The following is a 17142-nucleotide window of genomic DNA, read 5'->3' as shown; positions in this document are numbered from 1 at the left end:
ATTTGTCGATACCCGTTTTGGGTGAGCTATTATTGACTCCGTAGCTCAGTTGGTAGAGCAGCTGACTCTTAATCAGCGGGTCTAGGGTTCGAGTCCCTACGGGGTCACCTTAAAGGACATTTCGGTATTATTGCAGGAATGTCCTTTTTTAGTTTTCTTTAGAATAAATAATATCATAATTGCAGACCTTTCAAACTTAAATGGCCCCGCCTTCAAATTTCTAATTACGAATGGGCTCCTTAAGTTATAACGTATATGATTATACGCGTAATACTAAATGAGCAGATATTCCTACTCGACGATATACATACATCCAGCAAAACGTCAAAATGCTATTCTCTTAAATCTATATTAAACGCCGGTCTATCTATTGCTATTACCCTTTTTTCCATCCATCTCTTTAATAGCATAAGATGATAAATGGAATTATTTCGCAAATATTCCTGGAAATCAACAGATTTTAATACTGAAGATATTTCCGAAATGTCTACTGTACGTGTACGATCACTTGGCTGCATATTATTCTTTAAAATAGTGTAAGTAACCCAAATTCGATAATCAGTATCGATATCTATAACGGTTGCCTGCACTATACGCTTGCTATTTAGTATTACTAGATCGCCAGACTGAATAATAAAATCCTGTAGAAAACTGGCACGCTTACCTTGTAAAATAATCGCCTTCTCTTTCGGGAGGTAATCGTCATAAAGATTATTGATGAGGCCGGGGAAATTGAGACCGTATCCATGTTGGCTATTATTCATCTTTAGTGCTTGAAGTAATGCTGGCACGGAAATTTGTATCTCACTAATAATTTCTACGCCCTTCACTTTAATCGGGGTTTGGTGAAAAATTACGAACCAACGGATGTTGCTAACAGAAAAACCATAATTTTCAGAAATTTCCAGATCACTTACCAGACATTTTTCCCCCAAGAGTTTCTTCTTTGATTTCAATGCCAATTGATGAAGGGATTTCCATTGTCCAATTCCCTCGTTCATTTCACGTATATTAGGGCGGAAATATTGCATAGAGAGCAACTGGTGCATATATTTTTCTGCATAATTCGCATTGGGCCATAAATTGATACTTTCAACTCTAATAGGAGTATTAGGTAGCAAATTTCCTTCTAACTGTAGGATGGCATATGCGGTAATACTTTCATAGATATTCCTGAATGCGACCACTCTGGTAATTTCCTCCCAATAATTCGAGTGTGTATTGGTAGAAATTGAATACACGTAATGAGAATTTCCCTCGAACATAGTTTCTTGATCCAAAAGCGGTAATTCTAAGAATTTTTCGTTCGCTTCTAGTTGATAGGTTAAGTAGAGATAACTATTTCCATAGCTTTCACCAACCGAATAGCTTATTTCTACTTCTTTTATATATTGTCTTTTGGCAATAGTTTGTTGTATTCTCGCAAATAGAAATTCTGCCATTTTTACTGAATCCATACAAATAATTATTGATAATGAATTACTTATGATTTCATCCTGATGATTTATAATATTTAAATTTCGAATTAAAGGAAATTTGATTTAATTATATTGTTATACAATATCTTATGTTAGCAAGGGGGAATGAGAGTGTTTGACTTCCTACTATTATAATAGCGCAGGTGGTTCTTATAGCTGTATAAATCATTAAATATCAATACAAAATAGAACAAATGAGGGTATCAGGGTTCGAATCCTTCTTTCTAAAAAGAAGATATATTTTTTTGAAAATCGGCAAGTATCTCATATACCCAGCTGGAAAGGAGATTGACAAAGAATCCCATAATTAATCCAAATATATCCATGTTTTAAAGCTACCAACTAATCAGAAACCATCTAACTCATTATTACATAAATTTGCTAGCTTTTAATGAAATTCCCTTTTAATTAACTGAAACTAAAAGGTTTACATTAAAAAAAATTGCACAGACATTAAGTTAACTTTTCCCTTTTCTAAATTATCCATAATACACGTATAATCAATGTAGGAGATAACTGTTGAGAGGATAAGACCCAAACATTATATTGCCGTATTTACATATACGATATATAATTCTAGTATAAAATATAATGTAATAAATCAATACGGAAGAGAGAGAGAAATCACGACCTACTGCTTCTTTGCTATGAAAAAAGTAGCATTTTTTAGCATGGAAGCCAGTTTTTCATAAACGTAACTAGACAAAATATTAATGAGAAAACCTAATATTAATCCTAAAACATCCATCCTTTCATAAAGATAATGTTAACACTAAAAAAAATAAGGACACTGCTAAAAAAACTTGAAAATAAAATTATATCACTGGCAGCACTGTCATATGTAGTTAAACTCAACAAAAGAAAAACACTTGAAGTAGCAGTATTTCTGGAACAACAAGGCTATTTACAACAATGGAACGGGCATGAGGACCACTGGACTATTGCCATGCGGGGTCAAGTACTCATACACAAAAAATTCTACAAGTTGTTCAAGCCATCTACAATGCAGTCTCATGTTGATGAGTTGATAAAACGCGCTGCAATAGTTAATGCTGCTGTCAAATATCCTGATTATGTTGTTTGTCTTAAAATAACTTCTGAATATCCAATTAAAACTTCAGGAAATGGAGTTACCATAGCATTTGCATTAGACAGAAAAAATATCTCTGTGGATGAATATAAGCGAGCTGAAAACGCCTTAAGGAGGAGTAGTAATATTAGATCCGGGAACATTATAGAATATTTATCCTACCCTCATAAGGCTATACAGAAACTTCTTAAATCAGGAAGCCGCATACTCAGAGTAAAAGAATTTTCAATGAAAGACATCCAACATCTTGCAGGCACTGTTATCTTTGAAGAAAACAAGACGCCGGAAGGAAAAGATGACATTCTCCTATAAACTGTGTGAATGAGACACTATTTCATAAACTGTGTAAATTATAAAAATAGGTTTTTGACCTCAATTTTTAATTTTAACGAATGATCATATACAGAAAAGGCCTGCAAGCAGGCGGTTTAATAACCCAACATGCTTGCGAGCCTCTTTAGATCTTCCATAAAAAGTTCGAAAAACGTACCGAAGGGGTCACCGCCACAAAAAAGGCTTTCAACGATTAAACGTTGAAAGCCTTTTTTCATTTGCATACAAATGGGTTCAATGTGTTTAATGGTGCATGTTTGCGCGATACGTAACTGGTAAGCCCCGGTAAGAAGACCGTCGTCCTGCTAAAAGATCGTTACCTTAAAAATTTTCAGGGAACGCATAAAAGGCAACACCGTCATAATTCCAATAGGAATTAGCGCCGTTTGGAGCAGTGGAATAATAATGTTCCACACCGGAAGGACTGAAGTATTGATAAACCGGGATAGTTCCTGGTACCTGTGTTTTATAGGCATAGAAGGCAACCCCCTCAATATTCCAGTACCAGGTGTCTGTGGATGCGGAGGATGAATAATAATGATCTTTATTACCAGCATTGTAATGTTGATAAATCGGAACGGCGCCGTTGATAGGACTTTGGTATGCCCTGAAAGCAACGTCATCCAACTTCCAATAGCTGATAGTGACATCAACTGCGGTACTCAAATAATGATCACCTCCTCCGTTAGCATAATAAGAATAAACAACCCGCTTGTCGCCGGTATAAGGGAAGAGGGCGTTTAGTGCCAGCTTATCATACGGTATAAACGGGCGATTTGATCCATCAGAACAGGCAAGCATCCAGGATCCGGCAGAAGGCTCCTGTGGTGTACCGGGTATATTGTTCGCACCAACTCCTCCATCTCCTTCATCGCCACCAATCCCACAGCTAAATGTTCTGTTCATATAATCAGTATGACGGAATCCTATTGCATGTCCTATCTCATGTGCGATAGTGGTAGTAGCATCAGCCCGGTGGGAGTTACTGTTGAAATGGTAGGTATTAAGTTTTATAGGGCTTGCCGGATTGCCTCCTGAAGGAAACCCTGCACTGATACCAAGTACACCGCTGGTCTGATAGAAAGACTCTACACGAATGTCCGCGGAACCGGCAGTATTAACCCGATCAAACGACAAACCTAAATGAAGGTTATTATACCTTGCCAGTGCTTCATCAAATGCCTGCTGCATATAATTGTCAAAGTTCGGGTCCATGAATACATGAATAACCCTGTTCGAACCAGTTACTATATTATTAGTCCTGTAATGCTCTACCCGGGGCTTTTTGGGGTCGTTTTCCGCAGCCATTTTTTTAATCTGGTCGGCGGTTAAAAAAATATCATATTCTACCAGGTAGCCATTTTGAAATATTGACACTCCTTCACTGGTATCAAAACCTGCTGCTTGTAGTTGGGTAATGATGTCTGTGGGTACTTGCTGATGATTATTTTTATCTTGTTTTTTACAGGATAGCAGTGCTATTGAAAAAATGAGGACCCGGAAATAAAATGATTTATTCATGATTTTAGGTTAAAGACTATTTAGTTAAGAAATCAGAGAAAGAAATAGCGCCGGCAACAATTTTTGGTTGAACTACATGAGCATTGCAATACCAAATAAATGTACACATGCAAACCGCTATATTTTAACAGGCAACTGTAATTTTAAAACCTGATAAATTGGGGGAATAAAGATGCGGTATAAATCCCTTTGAGGAAGACGCCGAGTGTTAGTTTTACTAAGGTTATAATTTTCTTCACCAGGCAAGGATTTCAGAAGAAACCGAAAAACAAATTCTCGCATACCCTACACCTCCTGCTACAATATAGCATCAATAAATATTATCGTCATTCCTGCAAAACTATCTAGCTTTTATTTTTCAATTTTATGAATACCGGATTATTATCTTTGTATAGATGGTATTAAAAATCCTCCATCCTGAAAACTCAAAATAACCAGAACCAATGTCAACCCGGACCTTTGTTAAAAAACCCATTTAGTCGTTAACATACTATTCTTATGTACCATTAACAATGATGCTTGCATAAGGCATTAATACCTCCTTGCGTTTATCCATTTTTTATTACTCACTTAACCTTTAATGTATGAAAATCTCTAACGCCCTTGTGACCATTATCCTTGCAGCTGTATTTATAACAAGCAGCTGTCGTAAAGATCTGGCAACAGATCCAAATCCGCAGCAGAATGCCCAGATCCTCAACAGCGAAATTAAAGACGGCAAAAAAACCATTACCCTCGGCTTCGGCGACAACCTTGCAAAAGGTGCCGGTACCCAGGATGACGCGGCTGTTTACAACCACCCGGACTGGGTTAATCGTAACTTTAGTTCTGAGAGCGATTTCCTTGCCCTTTCGTGGACCTTCCAGGGCGTACCTGGCACCGGCCGCCAGTTCTTCAGATTCAATGGCCTTAGCACCATTCCGGCAGGCACTACGATCGTCTCCGCCACACTTACCTTAACCGGTGTGACCACCAGCGTGGCTGCTCCACAGGGTAACTCCTACTATCCCGGTTCCCCGTACAACTCCTCCGGCACTAACCCTGCCTGGATCAAACGTGTAACAGGCTCCTGGACTGCCAGCACCATCACCTGGAACAACCAACCGTCTACCACTACCACCAATCAGGTAGCTGTTCCAGCTTCTACTTCCCAGTGGAATTACAGTGTAACCCTTAACGTTACTTCACTGGTACAGGATCTCATCAACAGCGGACAGAATAACGGTTTTATCATGCAACTGCAGACAGAAGCTTATTACCGCAGCCTCATCTTCACAGGCCCTCGTAATGCAAATATCGCCGGCCGTCCGAAACTGGTGATCACCTACGAGATATAGAAACTATTACCAACCGGCACTTTACTGGGTCCGGGAATGCTGAAACAGTAAAAAAGCGCATGTATATTGCGTAAGTCTGTATCTCATGCTCGTGTATTCATCATAGTTATATAAACGCAAAAAGGCAACTGCCTCAAAAGTACTTTTGAGGCAGTTGCTTTTTTGCCACCCTGCTTCTTCTACAAATTTCCCACCATACGCCTAAGAATAGGCATAACAGCTATGCATCCGTCTTTTAAAGAGGCGAAACTTTAATCCATAGCAACAAGATATTAACAGACTTACACTGGCGAAAATTTTGGCAGGCGGGTTTTTCCGGGACTCAGGCGCAAATTATTGACACCTGCTATATTCATGAGAGAGGAGGACAAAATGGTCCTGCGTATGGTACGATAACAAGTACTTTTGTTGAGGTCAAACTATGAACTACAATAAGGGCTGAACCGAAGCCCAGCCCTTATCATTATACAAACTTCAATTATTTTTTATTTAAAATCGACAACAAATACATGGGTCTTGGCCAGCGGATAAGTACCAATACTAAGAACCTTAACACTGAGCGGGTATCCCAACAACCCAAACGGCACATATCTTTGCCAAAAATTATTTGTAGAGCCGTTCTCTGTTATTGTATTTACGACACCCCCCAACTGGCTGTTCAAATATGGAGGAAGATAACTTATCGTTGTGGGGCTGTTTTTCAGTTCGGTAGATGCAATAATCACAATTTCATGATCGTTATCAAATCCGTGGCTCCAGTTAGGGCCTGTCTGCCATTGTTCGCCCCAGCCTCCACTGCTAAAAAACACTTGGTCCCCTTCATTATTAAGTGTTACATAATGATTGCCGTGAATGCCGCCGCCCATCGAATTCACCGGACGCATTATACCAATCCAGTTTCTGTGTTCTGCCCGAAAATAAACGGTGCAAAAACCTCTGTTTTGTCCATTCAATAAAAAGTTATAAACCCTTACCTGTGCATATGCTTTTGCTTCCGGACCGGGATCCTGAGGGCCTGCGCTTATAATGCCCCCTTCTCCCATTTTAAGCTGATTTACTACAGCATGACCGCCATAAGCAATCAAAGCAGACGCGTCTCTTGCAAGAAGGTTCTTCTTTTCCCTTGTCCATATAACGCTACCGCCATTGGCTTTTCTGGCGTTAGCGTCAACGTTGGGTTGAATGGAGGAAGTGGTAATCTGGTCACGGCTATACTGCAAAAGCTGATCATTTATCTGCACCAGGCCATCTGCGTTTACCACCCCTGCCTCAAGAATACCTCTGCAGTTAATGTCATAGGATGTACCATCATTGCTCCACGCTGCTACTTTGGTATACTTGTTCTTTACAGCAAAGAAGCCATCTTTATTCTGTTCGCCTTCCATTTTGTCCAATTCCTGATTGAACTGATGATAGAGCGATCTAATGGAAGTAAACCCCATTTTCTTCTCCCAGGCTTCCCTTTGTTCAGGAGACATAGCATTAACTGCCAGCATTGTCTGAACAAAGGCCTGATCATTGGAAAAATGCAGTACACCGTCTACTACTTTGACCGGACTGTCTTTAGCTACAGGATCATTTTCTTTGATACTTGCATCCTTTTTACAGGATAGGAAAACAAACATCAATAGCACACTCGTGCGCATCATTAAATTGATTTTCATAATAAGCGGGTTAAAAGGGTGAAATATATCATACAGGTTATTTCAACGAATACGTATGCATTCAGCAAGTCACATAGCAATACTCGTTTGGAATGAAGCATAGTTTTTCGGTAAACTTAATTTCATGGTTAAATTGATTATATCCTTACATAAAGAGGTAACTAAAAGCGATAGTCTATCAAGTGTTAAAATGATCAACAAACATTTAGTTTGTCAAAACTACTGAATGCCAATATTCCTTGATAGTACAAAAACGACATTCATCATACATATAACAGACAGATCGCTAAGGGATATTTTTCACGATTTTTTTAGCAACAAAAACCGTCAAAACAGCATCATTGCATAATTTTCCCTAAATTAGAAATAATGTCCAACTACTTTTTAGTTCCCTCAAATTGTTTAACCTGTGCAAAACCCGATTGCCAATAACTTTCACACATACATATCACCAATATTCCAATTTTATATGCTGAACAACCGCTCCATGGCACTGCTCCCAAGCTAAAGACAGGAGAGGGCAATTAATGTAATCCACTTTTTATGAAAAAGAACACATTTCCAAAAAAACTGCAGCTGGCAAAAGTGAAAATCGCTGAGCTTAATGCCATCCAACCCAAACAGAAAAATTTCATCTGCGAAACATCGTATGCCGAAACCACCTGCCGCGGTTGCTATGAAACTATTATCTGCCTGTAAAAGATAAATACAGGCCAAACTGAACCTGACTTATTTTCTGTCTCACATGCTGAACATCCGCTCCATGGCATTGCTCCGCAGCTAAAGACAGGAGAGGGATATTTATTTAATGTAACCCACTATTATGAAAAAGAAAATCGCTCCTAAAAAGCTGCAACTGGCGAAAGTAAAAATCGCTGAACTCACTATCAATCAGGCCAAACAAAAAGAGTTCATCTGTCAGACCTCTTTCGCCGAAACCACCTGCCGTGGCTGCGTTGAAACCATTCTTTGCGTGTAACAGGCACCCTTGTCTGTATGCATACATGTAAGGCTGGCTCAAATGAGCCAGCCTGTTTTTTAACAACAAAAAACGTCAAGGTTCCCACTTTGAAAAAATTTCTTTTAAATTAGAAAGAATTAATTTCCTCAAAATGCACTAACCTTATGCTCGCAACCACCCACTTGCACACATTTTCCTTCTATATATATCATTTTCATTCCGACCTCTTATGCTGAACATCCGCTCCAGGGCATTGCTTCCCGGCTAAAGACAGGAGAGGACTATTTGTTTAATGTAATCCACATTTATGAAAAAGAACACATTTCCCAAAAAGCTGCAACTGGCGAAAGTAAAAATCGCTGAGCTGAATGTTAGTCCGAAACAGGGTTTTATTTGTCTGACATCTTTTGACCAGACTACCTGCCCTGGCTGCCGCCGGACAGTAGATAACTGTACGCTCTAATGAAAAAAGATCAACAATATCGAAGGCCGTGAACTTCGGTATTGTTGATCACCTTCAAAGACCTGGCGGACTTACCGCTTGTTCAACAGCTCCGTTGGCGTATAGCCAAACTGCTTTTTAAACGCGAAAGAAAAATGGGACAGGTTTTCGAAACCAACTTCATAACATACATCAACCGGCTTCGCATGCTTTTCCACAAAATGATAGTGAGCCAGCTCCAATCGTTTTTGTGTCAGCCATCGTTGGGGTGTTAACTGGAATGCCTTTTGAAAATCCCGCTTAAACGTTGTCAGGCTACGTCCGGTGAGATAACCAAATTTTTCCAGCGGCAGATTGAACATAAAATTCTTTTCCATAAAACTGGCCAGCTCTATTTTCCCCGGCTCTTCGAAATTCGCCAGGATATTGTCAATCCCTTTATCAATTGCCCTGAGAATACTAATAGCCTCTGTTATCTTTAATGATGCTATATCGGGAGGAAGTTCCTTCATATCAAAATAAGGAATCAAAGAAGAAAGACAGCTTTCCAATAAAGGGTGATTGTTGTAGCAGAGAATTTTCTGTACCGCGGCAATATGAGGTTTCACTTCCTGCTTTGCATAGTAATCTCTTAACCTTGCTGTCGAGAGATGCATCACGACCGTCTTGTGCGGTAGTCCGTTTTTAGGATAATTGATAATTGTTGCCAGTTGATTACGGGGAATCAGGAAGATATCTCCCTGTTTAAAAAAGTACGTAGCATCTGCCTGTACGATCTTTGTTTCTCCGGATATGAACCACACCAGCATATGTTGATCAAACATGATGTCTGACTTAAAAAAGCTGTCATCATAACAAGAGAGCTTTATATCTTCCGTGATATATTGGGCCGTATATTTCATGATCTGAAAAGAAAATCGCCGGTGTAAAAATAAACAGTATCGCACACTTTCGCCAACTCAAAATAACGATTTGATTTTGTTGCTGTTAGATAGCCTGTCCGCCGTCAACCAGAAAATTTGAGCCGGTGATAAAAGCCGCTTTGTCGCTCAACAAATAAGTGACCAGGTCCGCCACTTCAGATGGCTGACCGAACCGCCCCAGTGGGACACTGTTAACCATCTGGTCTTCCATGTCATTATTCAATCCGATTTTATGCATGATCTCAGTGGCAACAGGACCCGGGCTTACCGCATTCACCCGTATCTTCCGGGATGCCAGTTCAAGTGCCGCTATTTTCACCACCGCATTGATGGCGGCTTTACTGGCTGCATATACCGATGCACCCGGAGGGGACATGATAGCAGAAGTTGAGGACAATAACACCACAGACGCCCCATCATGAAGCACAGGAACAAACCTGCTGAGTGTAAAATAAGCACCCTTAAAGTTTATATTCATTATTTCATCAAACAGCTCCTCTGTCACTGATTCAATGGACGCGAGTTTGGTAACACCTGCATTGATGAGCAACAGATCAATTTTTCCGAATTGTGCGGCCACTTCCGTGACCAGCTTTTCAATAGCCGGCAGGCTGGACTGATCCGCTACCAAACCAGTTACGTTTAATGCAGATGCAGCCTGCGCCACAGCATCTTTTCTTCTACCGGTAATAATAACCCTGGCGCCACTTTCCTGTAGTTGTTTTGCAGTGGCATATCCTATGCCGCTGTTACCTCCCGTAATGAGTACTGTTTTATCTTTAAACATGATCTTTAGTTTGTTAGATGTTAAATGTGATACCTGTCATCTCTTCACTCAGCGTCCATAAGCGCTTTGCATTTGTTTCATCCTGCGAATACGATTTTACATTTGCTGATGCAGCAATGTCGCCATCTTCGCAATACACGCCGCCAATATTGTCCAACAATGGGCTGGTAGCGCACCAGACAGTGGTAGCAGCGCCCTGAGGTATCGTTTTTAAAGAAGCAGCCACTTCTGGCAGCAGATTCCCTTCAGCATCACAAAATCCCATCTTTTGAAACAGTTCCGGCGGCGCTTCCCTGCCTAACTCCGTTCCTCCTATAGAACCCGGATTTACAGCATACACCCTGACTTTGGAGGATTTAGCGCGGTTGTCCATTTCAAGGGAAAACAGGTTAACAGCCGTCTTGGACTGCCCATAGCCCAGCAATGTTTCGTATTCCCTGTTCAGGAAATTAGGGTCATCAAAATCGAAAGCGCCAAACTGATGACCACCGGAAGATAGGTTTACCACCCTTGCCCCATCCGCTTTTTGCAATACCGGCCATAACCTTGCGGTAAGTTGAAAAAGTGCCAGGTAATTGGTAACCAGTTGGGATTCAAAGCCGCGCTGGTCCCTGCGCAGCGGCACCCACATAATACCCGCATTATTGATCAGCAGGTGCAAAGGCCTTCCGGAAGCGAGGAATGTGGCAGCAAAGGCATCCACAGCATCAGGGTTTATCAGGTCCATGGAAGCCACTTCCACATTGGCAATGCCCTGTAAATTCTTTCTTGCCTTTTCGATATCGCGGGCGGGCACAATGACCGTCGCTCCGGCAGCAGCAAGCGTTTTGGTGGTTTCCAGACCAATGCCGGTATTTCCTCCTGTTACGATGGCAATTTTTCCGGTAAGATCAATGCCTTTGATGACATCATTTGTAGTGGATTTTGCATTAAAACCTGAACCCAAAGGGGTTTGCAATGCTCCCTGATAATTGTTATGTTCCATGTTATTATTGTTTTTGTTGAAACAAAAGTAGAACACCCGGCATCCACTGACTTTGTTCAAACGTCCGAATTTGCTTTGTTTAAAAGTCCACCTGTAGGACTACGCTATAACAGCAAAAAGGGCTGCCCCTTTCGGAACAGCCCCACCCTTTCAATTGCAAGCATCGTCACTTAAGCACAATCTTTCTGATAGCCCTGTTGTTAGGATCAGAGATATAAACACTTCCTTCTTTATCAATAGCCATATCTGCTATCAGGCCAATCTTTGCCTGGTCCAGGCTACCATCTGCAAAACCTTTTGACAGTTTCGCCGCCGTGCTGACCTGACCGGTAGACAGGTCCAGCTTACGCAAAGCATAGTTATGATTGTCTGCAATCAGCAGGTTCTGTTCATTATCCATCAGCAATGAACCGATGGTGCCACCAAACAAGGCAGAAGATACCGACCCGTCCTGGTAACCATTGGAAGAACCCACCCAGGTCAGCTTCGCGCTGTTCAGCTGCTGCCAGTAGAAAGTAGGTTCATATTTATCCCCTACTATAAACAGATCATTGTTGTTACTAATGGCTATCCGTGAGTCCTCAGCTGTCCGTCCAAACACATTCTCCAACACACCATCAGGATACAACCGGAAGACACCTCTGTAAAGCTGCGTATAATAGAGGTTGCCTTTTTTATCTCTCGTTATCGAACCTACATCATTGGGCAAACCGCTTTTGACTGTAGTCACGTCACCCTGAGGCGTGATCCTACGGATAGTGCCGCCGCCGGCACCTACCTCTGAAACATATACGTTGTTGCTTTCATCTATCACCAAGCTAGAAATAGATCCAAACCGGGCATTTCTGCCGTTACCATTAACGAAACCATTTGCATTAGGCTCTCCGGCAAAGATCGATACATCACCGGCAGGTGTGACTTTGGAGATATAGTTTTCACGGGTATTAGACACAAACAGGTTACCCTGGTTATCCACCACAATAGCACCGATAAAGGGCCCCATTTGGTTGGTGATGGTGACCATACCCGCACGGTTAAACGTAGTAGGGCTTTCTGCCACCAATGCAGCTCTCTTCACCTTTACAGGGCCGGTTGTCAGGTTGGCCGGCGTCATTACTTCCAGCGTTGTTTCCGTTGCTTTGAGTATTTGCGCCACCGCACCATTGAAGGTCACTTCGTTTTCTGCCGGGTTTACACTGAAGCCGGTACCGGTGATCACGACTTTAGTGCCAGCCAAACCATTGGATGGTTCGAGCTTCTGAATACCGAGGCTCTGTTCTGTAAACTCCGGTCCTTTTACCGGCTGATCATTCACGCTGATCATCACCGGTCCTTTGCCCATACCAATCGGCAACACTACCGTAAGGCGGAGCGCCGTAGCCGCTTTCACCACCGCAGGTATATTATTGATCGTTACTACGTTTTCATCAGCCACTGTGCTAAAGTCCTTTCCGTCGATGATCATTTCAGCACCGGCAGGACCGCTGAGCGGGCTTACCAGCCGGATAGAAGGCGGAGGCTCCACCGTAAAAGCTGGGCCAACAATTTTCTGTCCGTTGATGGTCACTGCCAACGGGCCACTGGTCAAACCTTCCGGTGCAATAACTACCAGTTTGTTCCCTGCCACTTCTGTCACTTCTGCTTTTGTACCGTTGAAATCGACCACGTTGTTGGCAGCAAGCGCTGCAAACCCTTCCCCACTAATGGTTACGCGAGTACCTTTTCCACCGGTTACCGGTTTAATACCGCTCACCGTCTGATACTGGAAAGGCTGACCAACAGATACCATCCCATCTACTTTCACCGTTACCGCGCCACTTCCCGCAGCCTCCGGTACAGTAGCCATCAGCGAGGTATCGCTGGCACTCACCACCGTAGCGGCTTTTCCATTGATCAGCACCTCGGCAGGGGCCTTCAGGCTACTGAAGCCGGCACCAATGATACGTATCTGCGTACCGGCGGGACCGTTAGCCGGATATATTTTCTGTATGCTTAATTTCTGGTAGGTATATTCTCCTACAATCAGTGATTTGCTGCCATTGGAAAAAGTGATGCTCCCACTTTGTCCTTTTTCCGGGGCGCGTACTACCACTATGGAGTCAGTAGTACTCAGCACCTCGGCATCGGTTCCATTGAAAGCAATGCTGGCTTTCCCATCGGACAAACCGCTGCCGGTAATAGTTATCAGCGTACCGGCATTACCGCTGTTGGGATAATAGCTCTTGACCTCAAACGGCACCACAGTAGCTATTTTATCTTTTTTACAGGCCTGTATAATGCCCATCAGGCATAACAGCAACCCCGCAAATAAATATGTTGTGAGCTTTTGCATATAATCTGTTGTTTAGAAGGTGTAACGCAGTCCCAGCTGTACCTGGTAACGGGAACCGAAATAATCAATGGAATAAGGCATACCCGGATCAGAGAAAGTATACACCGGTATACCACCCTTGTTTTGTTCCGGCGGGAACAGGGTAGGCGTTAAACCGACGCTGGCTGTTGAGTTGAAGGTATTGGGAGAGAAATAGCTGACACCCCAGTTACGGCTCAACAGGTTCGTCAGGTTCACTACATCAGCAGTAAAAGTGATAAAGTGTGTCTTCAGTTTACGCAGATGGAACTCCTGGGCAAAATGCAGGTCTGCCTGTACATTCCACGGTGTGCGGCCCATGTTCCTCTCTGTGAAATCGCCTCTCCTGCTGCTCAGGTATTTGTTGCCATCAATGAAGCGGTTAAAGGCTTCGGCCTGCCCGGCAGCAGTAACCTGCTGTCCGTTGCTGGTATAGTCCCTGAAGAAACGGATAGCTTCTTCTGTCTGCGGAATATAGGCCAGGCTTACCTGTTGCGGCAATCCCTGTATGCTGTTGTTCACAACACCGTAGGTAAACGGACTTCCGGACTGCGCACTGAAGAACAGGCTAAGTGTGCTCACCCATGTATCATTCCATGCTTTGCGGTAGCTGGCATTCACCACAAAACGGTGACGGATATCGAAGTTGGAGTAAGCCAGTGGCGCATTGTTCGGGCTCAATGCCTGATTAAGCTGCCAGTTGGACTCCATGGAGTTGCGGATACCGTTGAACGCGTCCTTGCTCTGTCCATAGGTATAAGCGCCGGACAGGTACAGACCGTTAGTAAAGTTTTTGCTGGCAGTACCTGTGAGGCTGTACCGGAAACCCTTATTGGTATTGGTCAACATATAAGCGTTGGAAAAACGCGGGTCAATATTACCGGAATAAACAGGCTGTTGACGGTCTTTATCATAAGCATAATATTTCGGGTTGTCGGTAATATTCACCTGCTGGAAGAACACTTCCTTAATACTTTTGGTCACCATACCTTCTATCCCAAACTTCCACTGGCTGGCGGTAGTGCGGTCAATAGCCAGGCTGGCGCGCAGGATCTTCGGCATCACGAAATCATTATCGATCAGGTCCACCTGCGTTTTACCTGCGTTTGGATTGTTGATCACGGTACCATTCTTTTCGATGAAATCAGCAATACCATTTTTGCCGGGCTTGATAGCATCGCTGCCGGGAGCAAATGGTTTCTGGTCTGCTTTCTGGTCAAATGAACCATAGTTCACGCCGTTGTTGTAATAAGCGTAGGCCAGCCATGCGAAAGGAATACGGCCGGTAAACATACCTACGCCGCCGCGAATGATCAGGCTCTGATCACCCAGCCAGTCATACCGGAAGCCTAAGCGCGGAGATATCTGTACTTTCCCGAAATACCTGTTTTCGATGCGGCTCAGTGGTGTATAATGATAGGTAGTTCCAAAGTAAGGATCAGCCAGTGCGTTGGTCACTTTGTCACTCAGCTCCGGCTTGGTGGGCAGATGCGTATAGTCGGCACGCAGACCCGGTGTAACGGTCAGTTTGTCTGTTACGTGTATCGCATCCTGTATGTACAGGCTGTAGAGATTTACATTGAATACTGCTCCGGGATTGTTCATGATATAATCCCGGCTGTTGTTGGTATAGTTGTAGCTTCCTCTTACGCGATAAGGTGTATTGCGCAGGTAGTCATCGATGCTCAGGTAGTCCACACGGCCATTCCAGGCGTTCACAAAACCGTAGTCGATATGATACAGCTCATTGTGCGTACCCATCAACACGGTGTGTTTGCCTTTTGTCCAGGTGAGATTATTGGTGATCTCGATGGTACGTTGCTTCATATTAAAGATAGACGCTTCCCTGTCGGTACCCAGGTAGATAGTAGTACCCGGTGTGCGGCCCATGATCTGTACCTGCGGCAGGGTTGGATCGCTGAGCGGATCGCGGTAGTCATGTACTGTAGTGAAACCGGCCACAAAACTATTGGACCATGCGTTGTTAAAACGGCTTTTCAGTTCAGCGACAGTGCTGCTTTGATTATTCGTTTGTTTGAAGGCCATGCTGCCGAAACGGAAATCCTGCTGATCGCGGTCCAGGCTGATAGCACTGGAAGTAATGGTGTTGTTACGGATAGACAGCTGGTGTTTATCGTTGATGTTCCAGTCTATACGGTTAAAGAATTTATTGGACTCGGAAGAGGCGTTGTACATCCCCGCCGTACCCGGATCGAAGATATCGCCGTAGCGTTTGACGGTCGCGCTGCGGATATCGTCGGCATCTTTCTCGCTGAGGATACGGGCCGTTTCTTCTTTACCGGCCAGCAGTTGCGCAGGATCCGTTCTGCGGGTGATTTCTTCATTGGTAAAAAAGAACAATTTATTTTTGATGATAGGGAAACCCAAGCGGATACCGGCCTGATAATCTTTAAAGTCACTGTTCATTTTATCCCCGTTACCGGCCTTGTTTTTACCGATCATAGCGGCGGTACGGCCGAAGCCATATACGGAACCGGTGAGGGTATTGGTACCGCTGCGGGTCACAGCGTTCACACTACCACCGGTGAAGTTACCGATCTTCACATCGAAGGGAGCGAGGTATACCTGCATGTCTTCAATCGCGTCCAGGGAAACGGGGTTAGTGCGGGTGCTGCTGCCAGGCTGGCCGGAAGTACCGCTTTGTCCGCCCATGGAGGGGCTGAAGCCAATCGCATCGTTGTTGATGGCGCCGTCGATGGTAACGTTATTATAACGGAAGTTGGAGCCGCCGAAGCTGTTGTCTTTGCTGCCTTGCGGCACCATGCGGGTAATGTCCTGGATACTGCGGCTCACCGTAGGCATGTTGTTGATCTGGCTGCGGTTGATGTTCTGACCGGCGCCGTAGTTGTTGGCTTTGGGGCCTGTTTTCGCTCCTTTCACCACCACTTCGGAAAGTTGTTTACGGTCGTCGCTCAGTACCACGTTCAGTTGCTGTGGCTCTCCCAGTCGTACGGTTACGTTCTGGTATTTCTGCGGCGACATGCCCATCATGGTAACAGTGACGGTATAGGGACCGCCAATGCGCATGCCCAACAGGTGATAGCGGCCACCGGGATCTGAGATGGCGGGATAGCGGGTACCGGAAGGTTCATGCACCGCAATGATAGTGGCACCGGGCAAAGCCTGCCCCTGGCCGTCCTGTACCTTTCCGGTAAGGCCGCCGGAGGTTTCCTGGGCCATACCGGCAACGGATACCAGCAATAACGCCAGGAAAGAATATATCGTTATAATTATTTTTTTTGTGTTCATC

13 protein-coding genes and 1 tRNA gene are annotated in these 17142 nt (G+C 43.7%); 6 read left to right on the top strand and 8 right to left on the bottom strand.

The window, feature by feature from the left end; all coding sequences use genetic code 11:
• Positions 1-34: 34 nt before the first annotated feature.
• Positions 35-107, top strand: a tRNA-Lys gene (locus HHL17_RS07035).
• A gap of 225 nt (positions 108-332) precedes the next feature.
• Here HHL17_RS07035 and HHL17_RS07030 read toward each other — a convergent pair.
• Positions 333-1457, bottom strand: coding sequence for a hypothetical protein (locus HHL17_RS07030; RefSeq protein ID WP_169224046.1), 1125 nt, complete (start codon positions 1455-1457; stop codon positions 333-335).
• 784 nt (positions 1458-2241) lie between these two features.
• On the opposite strand from HHL17_RS07030, the gene HHL17_RS07025 reads away from it, so the two are divergent.
• The gene (locus tag HHL17_RS07025; RefSeq protein ID WP_169224045.1) at positions 2242-2880 is read left to right on the top strand and encodes a hypothetical protein; all 639 of its coding nucleotides are present in this window, start codon (positions 2242-2244) and stop codon (positions 2878-2880) included.
• Positions 2881-3222: 342 nt separating this feature from the next.
• Here HHL17_RS07025 and HHL17_RS07020 read toward each other — a convergent pair whose 3' ends face one another.
• A complete protein-coding gene (locus tag HHL17_RS07020; RefSeq protein ID WP_169224044.1) occupies positions 3223-4422 on the bottom strand; it encodes a M57 family metalloprotease in 1200 nt (399 codons plus the stop codon).
• A 584-nt stretch (positions 4423-5006) separates the two neighbouring features.
• Here HHL17_RS07020 and HHL17_RS07015 point away from each other — a divergent pair.
• The gene (locus tag HHL17_RS07015) at positions 5007-5759 is read left to right on the top strand and encodes a DNRLRE domain-containing protein (RefSeq protein WP_169224043.1); all 753 of its coding nucleotides are present in this window, start codon (positions 5007-5009) and stop codon (positions 5757-5759) included.
• A 485-nt stretch (positions 5760-6244) separates the two neighbouring features.
• On the opposite strand, the gene HHL17_RS07010 is transcribed toward HHL17_RS07015, so the two are convergent.
• Positions 6245-7423, bottom strand: coding sequence for a DUF4848 domain-containing protein (locus tag HHL17_RS07010; RefSeq protein WP_169224042.1), 1179 nt, complete (start codon positions 7421-7423; stop codon positions 6245-6247).
• A gap of 543 nt (positions 7424-7966) precedes the next feature.
• On the opposite strand from HHL17_RS07010, the gene HHL17_RS07005 reads away from it, so the two are divergent.
• From HHL17_RS07005 to HHL17_RS06995, 3 genes are all read left to right on the top strand, one after another.
• On the top strand, positions 7967-8122 hold the full coding sequence (locus HHL17_RS07005) for a class I lanthipeptide (RefSeq protein ID WP_169224041.1): 156 nt from the start codon (positions 7967-7969) through the stop codon (positions 8120-8122).
• Positions 8123-8246: 124 nt separating this feature from the next.
• Positions 8247-8402 carry a class I lanthipeptide gene (locus HHL17_RS07000; RefSeq protein ID WP_169224040.1) on the top strand — a complete coding sequence of 52 codons (156 nt, stop codon included), beginning with the start codon at positions 8247-8249 and terminating at the stop codon, positions 8400-8402.
• Between the two features lie 289 nt (positions 8403-8691).
• Positions 8692-8847, top strand: coding sequence for a class I lanthipeptide (locus tag HHL17_RS06995; protein ID WP_169224039.1), 156 nt, complete (start codon positions 8692-8694; stop codon positions 8845-8847).
• Between the two features lie 71 nt (positions 8848-8918).
• On the opposite strand, the gene HHL17_RS06990 is transcribed toward HHL17_RS06995, so the two are convergent.
• The 5 genes from HHL17_RS06990 to HHL17_RS06970 all read right to left on the bottom strand — a co-directional run bounded on the left by HHL17_RS06990 (position 8919) and on the right by HHL17_RS06970 (position 17141).
• The gene (locus HHL17_RS06990) at positions 8919-9728 is read right to left on the bottom strand and encodes a helix-turn-helix domain-containing protein (protein ID WP_169224038.1); all 810 of its coding nucleotides are present in this window, start codon (positions 9726-9728) and stop codon (positions 8919-8921) included.
• 85 nt (positions 9729-9813) lie between these two features.
• Complete coding sequence (locus HHL17_RS06985; protein WP_169224037.1) at positions 9814-10536, bottom strand: glucose 1-dehydrogenase; 723 nt, start codon at positions 10534-10536, stop codon at positions 9814-9816.
• A 13-nt stretch (positions 10537-10549) separates the two neighbouring features.
• On the bottom strand, positions 10550-11521 hold the full coding sequence (locus HHL17_RS06980) for an SDR family NAD(P)-dependent oxidoreductase (RefSeq protein ID WP_169224036.1): 972 nt from the start codon (positions 11519-11521) through the stop codon (positions 10550-10552).
• Positions 11522-11687: 166 nt separating this feature from the next.
• A complete protein-coding gene (locus HHL17_RS06975; RefSeq protein ID WP_169224035.1) occupies positions 11688-13853 on the bottom strand; it encodes an IPT/TIG domain-containing protein in 2166 nt (721 codons plus the stop codon).
• Positions 13854-13865: 12 nt separating this feature from the next.
• Positions 13866-17141 (bottom strand): TonB-dependent receptor, encoded by a 3276-nt coding sequence (locus HHL17_RS06970; RefSeq protein WP_169224034.1) that lies wholly within the window; start codon positions 17139-17141, stop codon positions 13866-13868.
• Position 17142 lies beyond the last annotated feature (1 nt).

Origin of the sequence: Chitinophaga fulva, assembly GCF_012927205.1 — a bacterium.
GTDB classification, from domain to species: Bacteria; Bacteroidota; Bacteroidia; order Chitinophagales; family Chitinophagaceae; genus Chitinophaga; species Chitinophaga fulva.
Note: the sequence above shows the minus strand (reverse complement) of the source record. Positions and strands in the feature narration are given on the sequence as shown.

Excerpts from the sequence above, each read along its gene's own strand:
- HHL17_RS07030 (WP_169224046.1), bottom strand. The coding sequence starts at position 1,457 with ATGGATTCAGTAAAAATGGCAGAATTTCTATTTGCGAGAATACAACAA.
- HHL17_RS07010 (WP_169224042.1), bottom strand. The coding sequence starts at position 7,423 with ATGAAAATCAATTTAATGATGCGCACGAGTGTGCTATTGATGTTTGTT.
- HHL17_RS07020 (WP_169224044.1), bottom strand. The coding sequence starts at position 4,422 with ATGAATAAATCATTTTATTTCCGGGTCCTCATTTTTTCAATAGCACTG.
- HHL17_RS06995 (WP_169224039.1), top strand. The coding sequence starts at position 8,692 with ATGAAAAAGAACACATTTCCCAAAAAGCTGCAACTGGCGAAAGTAAAA.
- HHL17_RS06990 (WP_169224038.1), bottom strand. The coding sequence starts at position 9,728 with ATGAAATATACGGCCCAATATATCACGGAAGATATAAAGCTCTCTTGT.
- HHL17_RS07025 (WP_169224045.1), top strand. The coding sequence starts at position 2,242 with ATGTTAACACTAAAAAAAATAAGGACACTGCTAAAAAAACTTGAAAAT.
- HHL17_RS07000 (WP_169224040.1), top strand. The coding sequence starts at position 8,247 with ATGAAAAAGAAAATCGCTCCTAAAAAGCTGCAACTGGCGAAAGTAAAA.
- HHL17_RS07015 (WP_169224043.1), top strand. The coding sequence starts at position 5,007 with ATGAAAATCTCTAACGCCCTTGTGACCATTATCCTTGCAGCTGTATTT.
- HHL17_RS06975 (WP_169224035.1), bottom strand. The coding sequence starts at position 13,853 with ATGCAAAAGCTCACAACATATTTATTTGCGGGGTTGCTGTTATGCCTG.
- HHL17_RS07005 (WP_169224041.1), top strand. The coding sequence starts at position 7,967 with ATGAAAAAGAACACATTTCCAAAAAAACTGCAGCTGGCAAAAGTGAAA.
- HHL17_RS06970 (WP_169224034.1), bottom strand. The coding sequence starts at position 17,141 with ATGAACACAAAAAAAATAATTATAACGATATATTCTTTCCTGGCGTTA.
- HHL17_RS06985 (WP_169224037.1), bottom strand. The coding sequence starts at position 10,536 with ATGTTTAAAGATAAAACAGTACTCATTACGGGAGGTAACAGCGGCATA.
- HHL17_RS06980 (WP_169224036.1), bottom strand. The coding sequence starts at position 11,521 with ATGGAACATAACAATTATCAGGGAGCATTGCAAACCCCTTTGGGTTCA.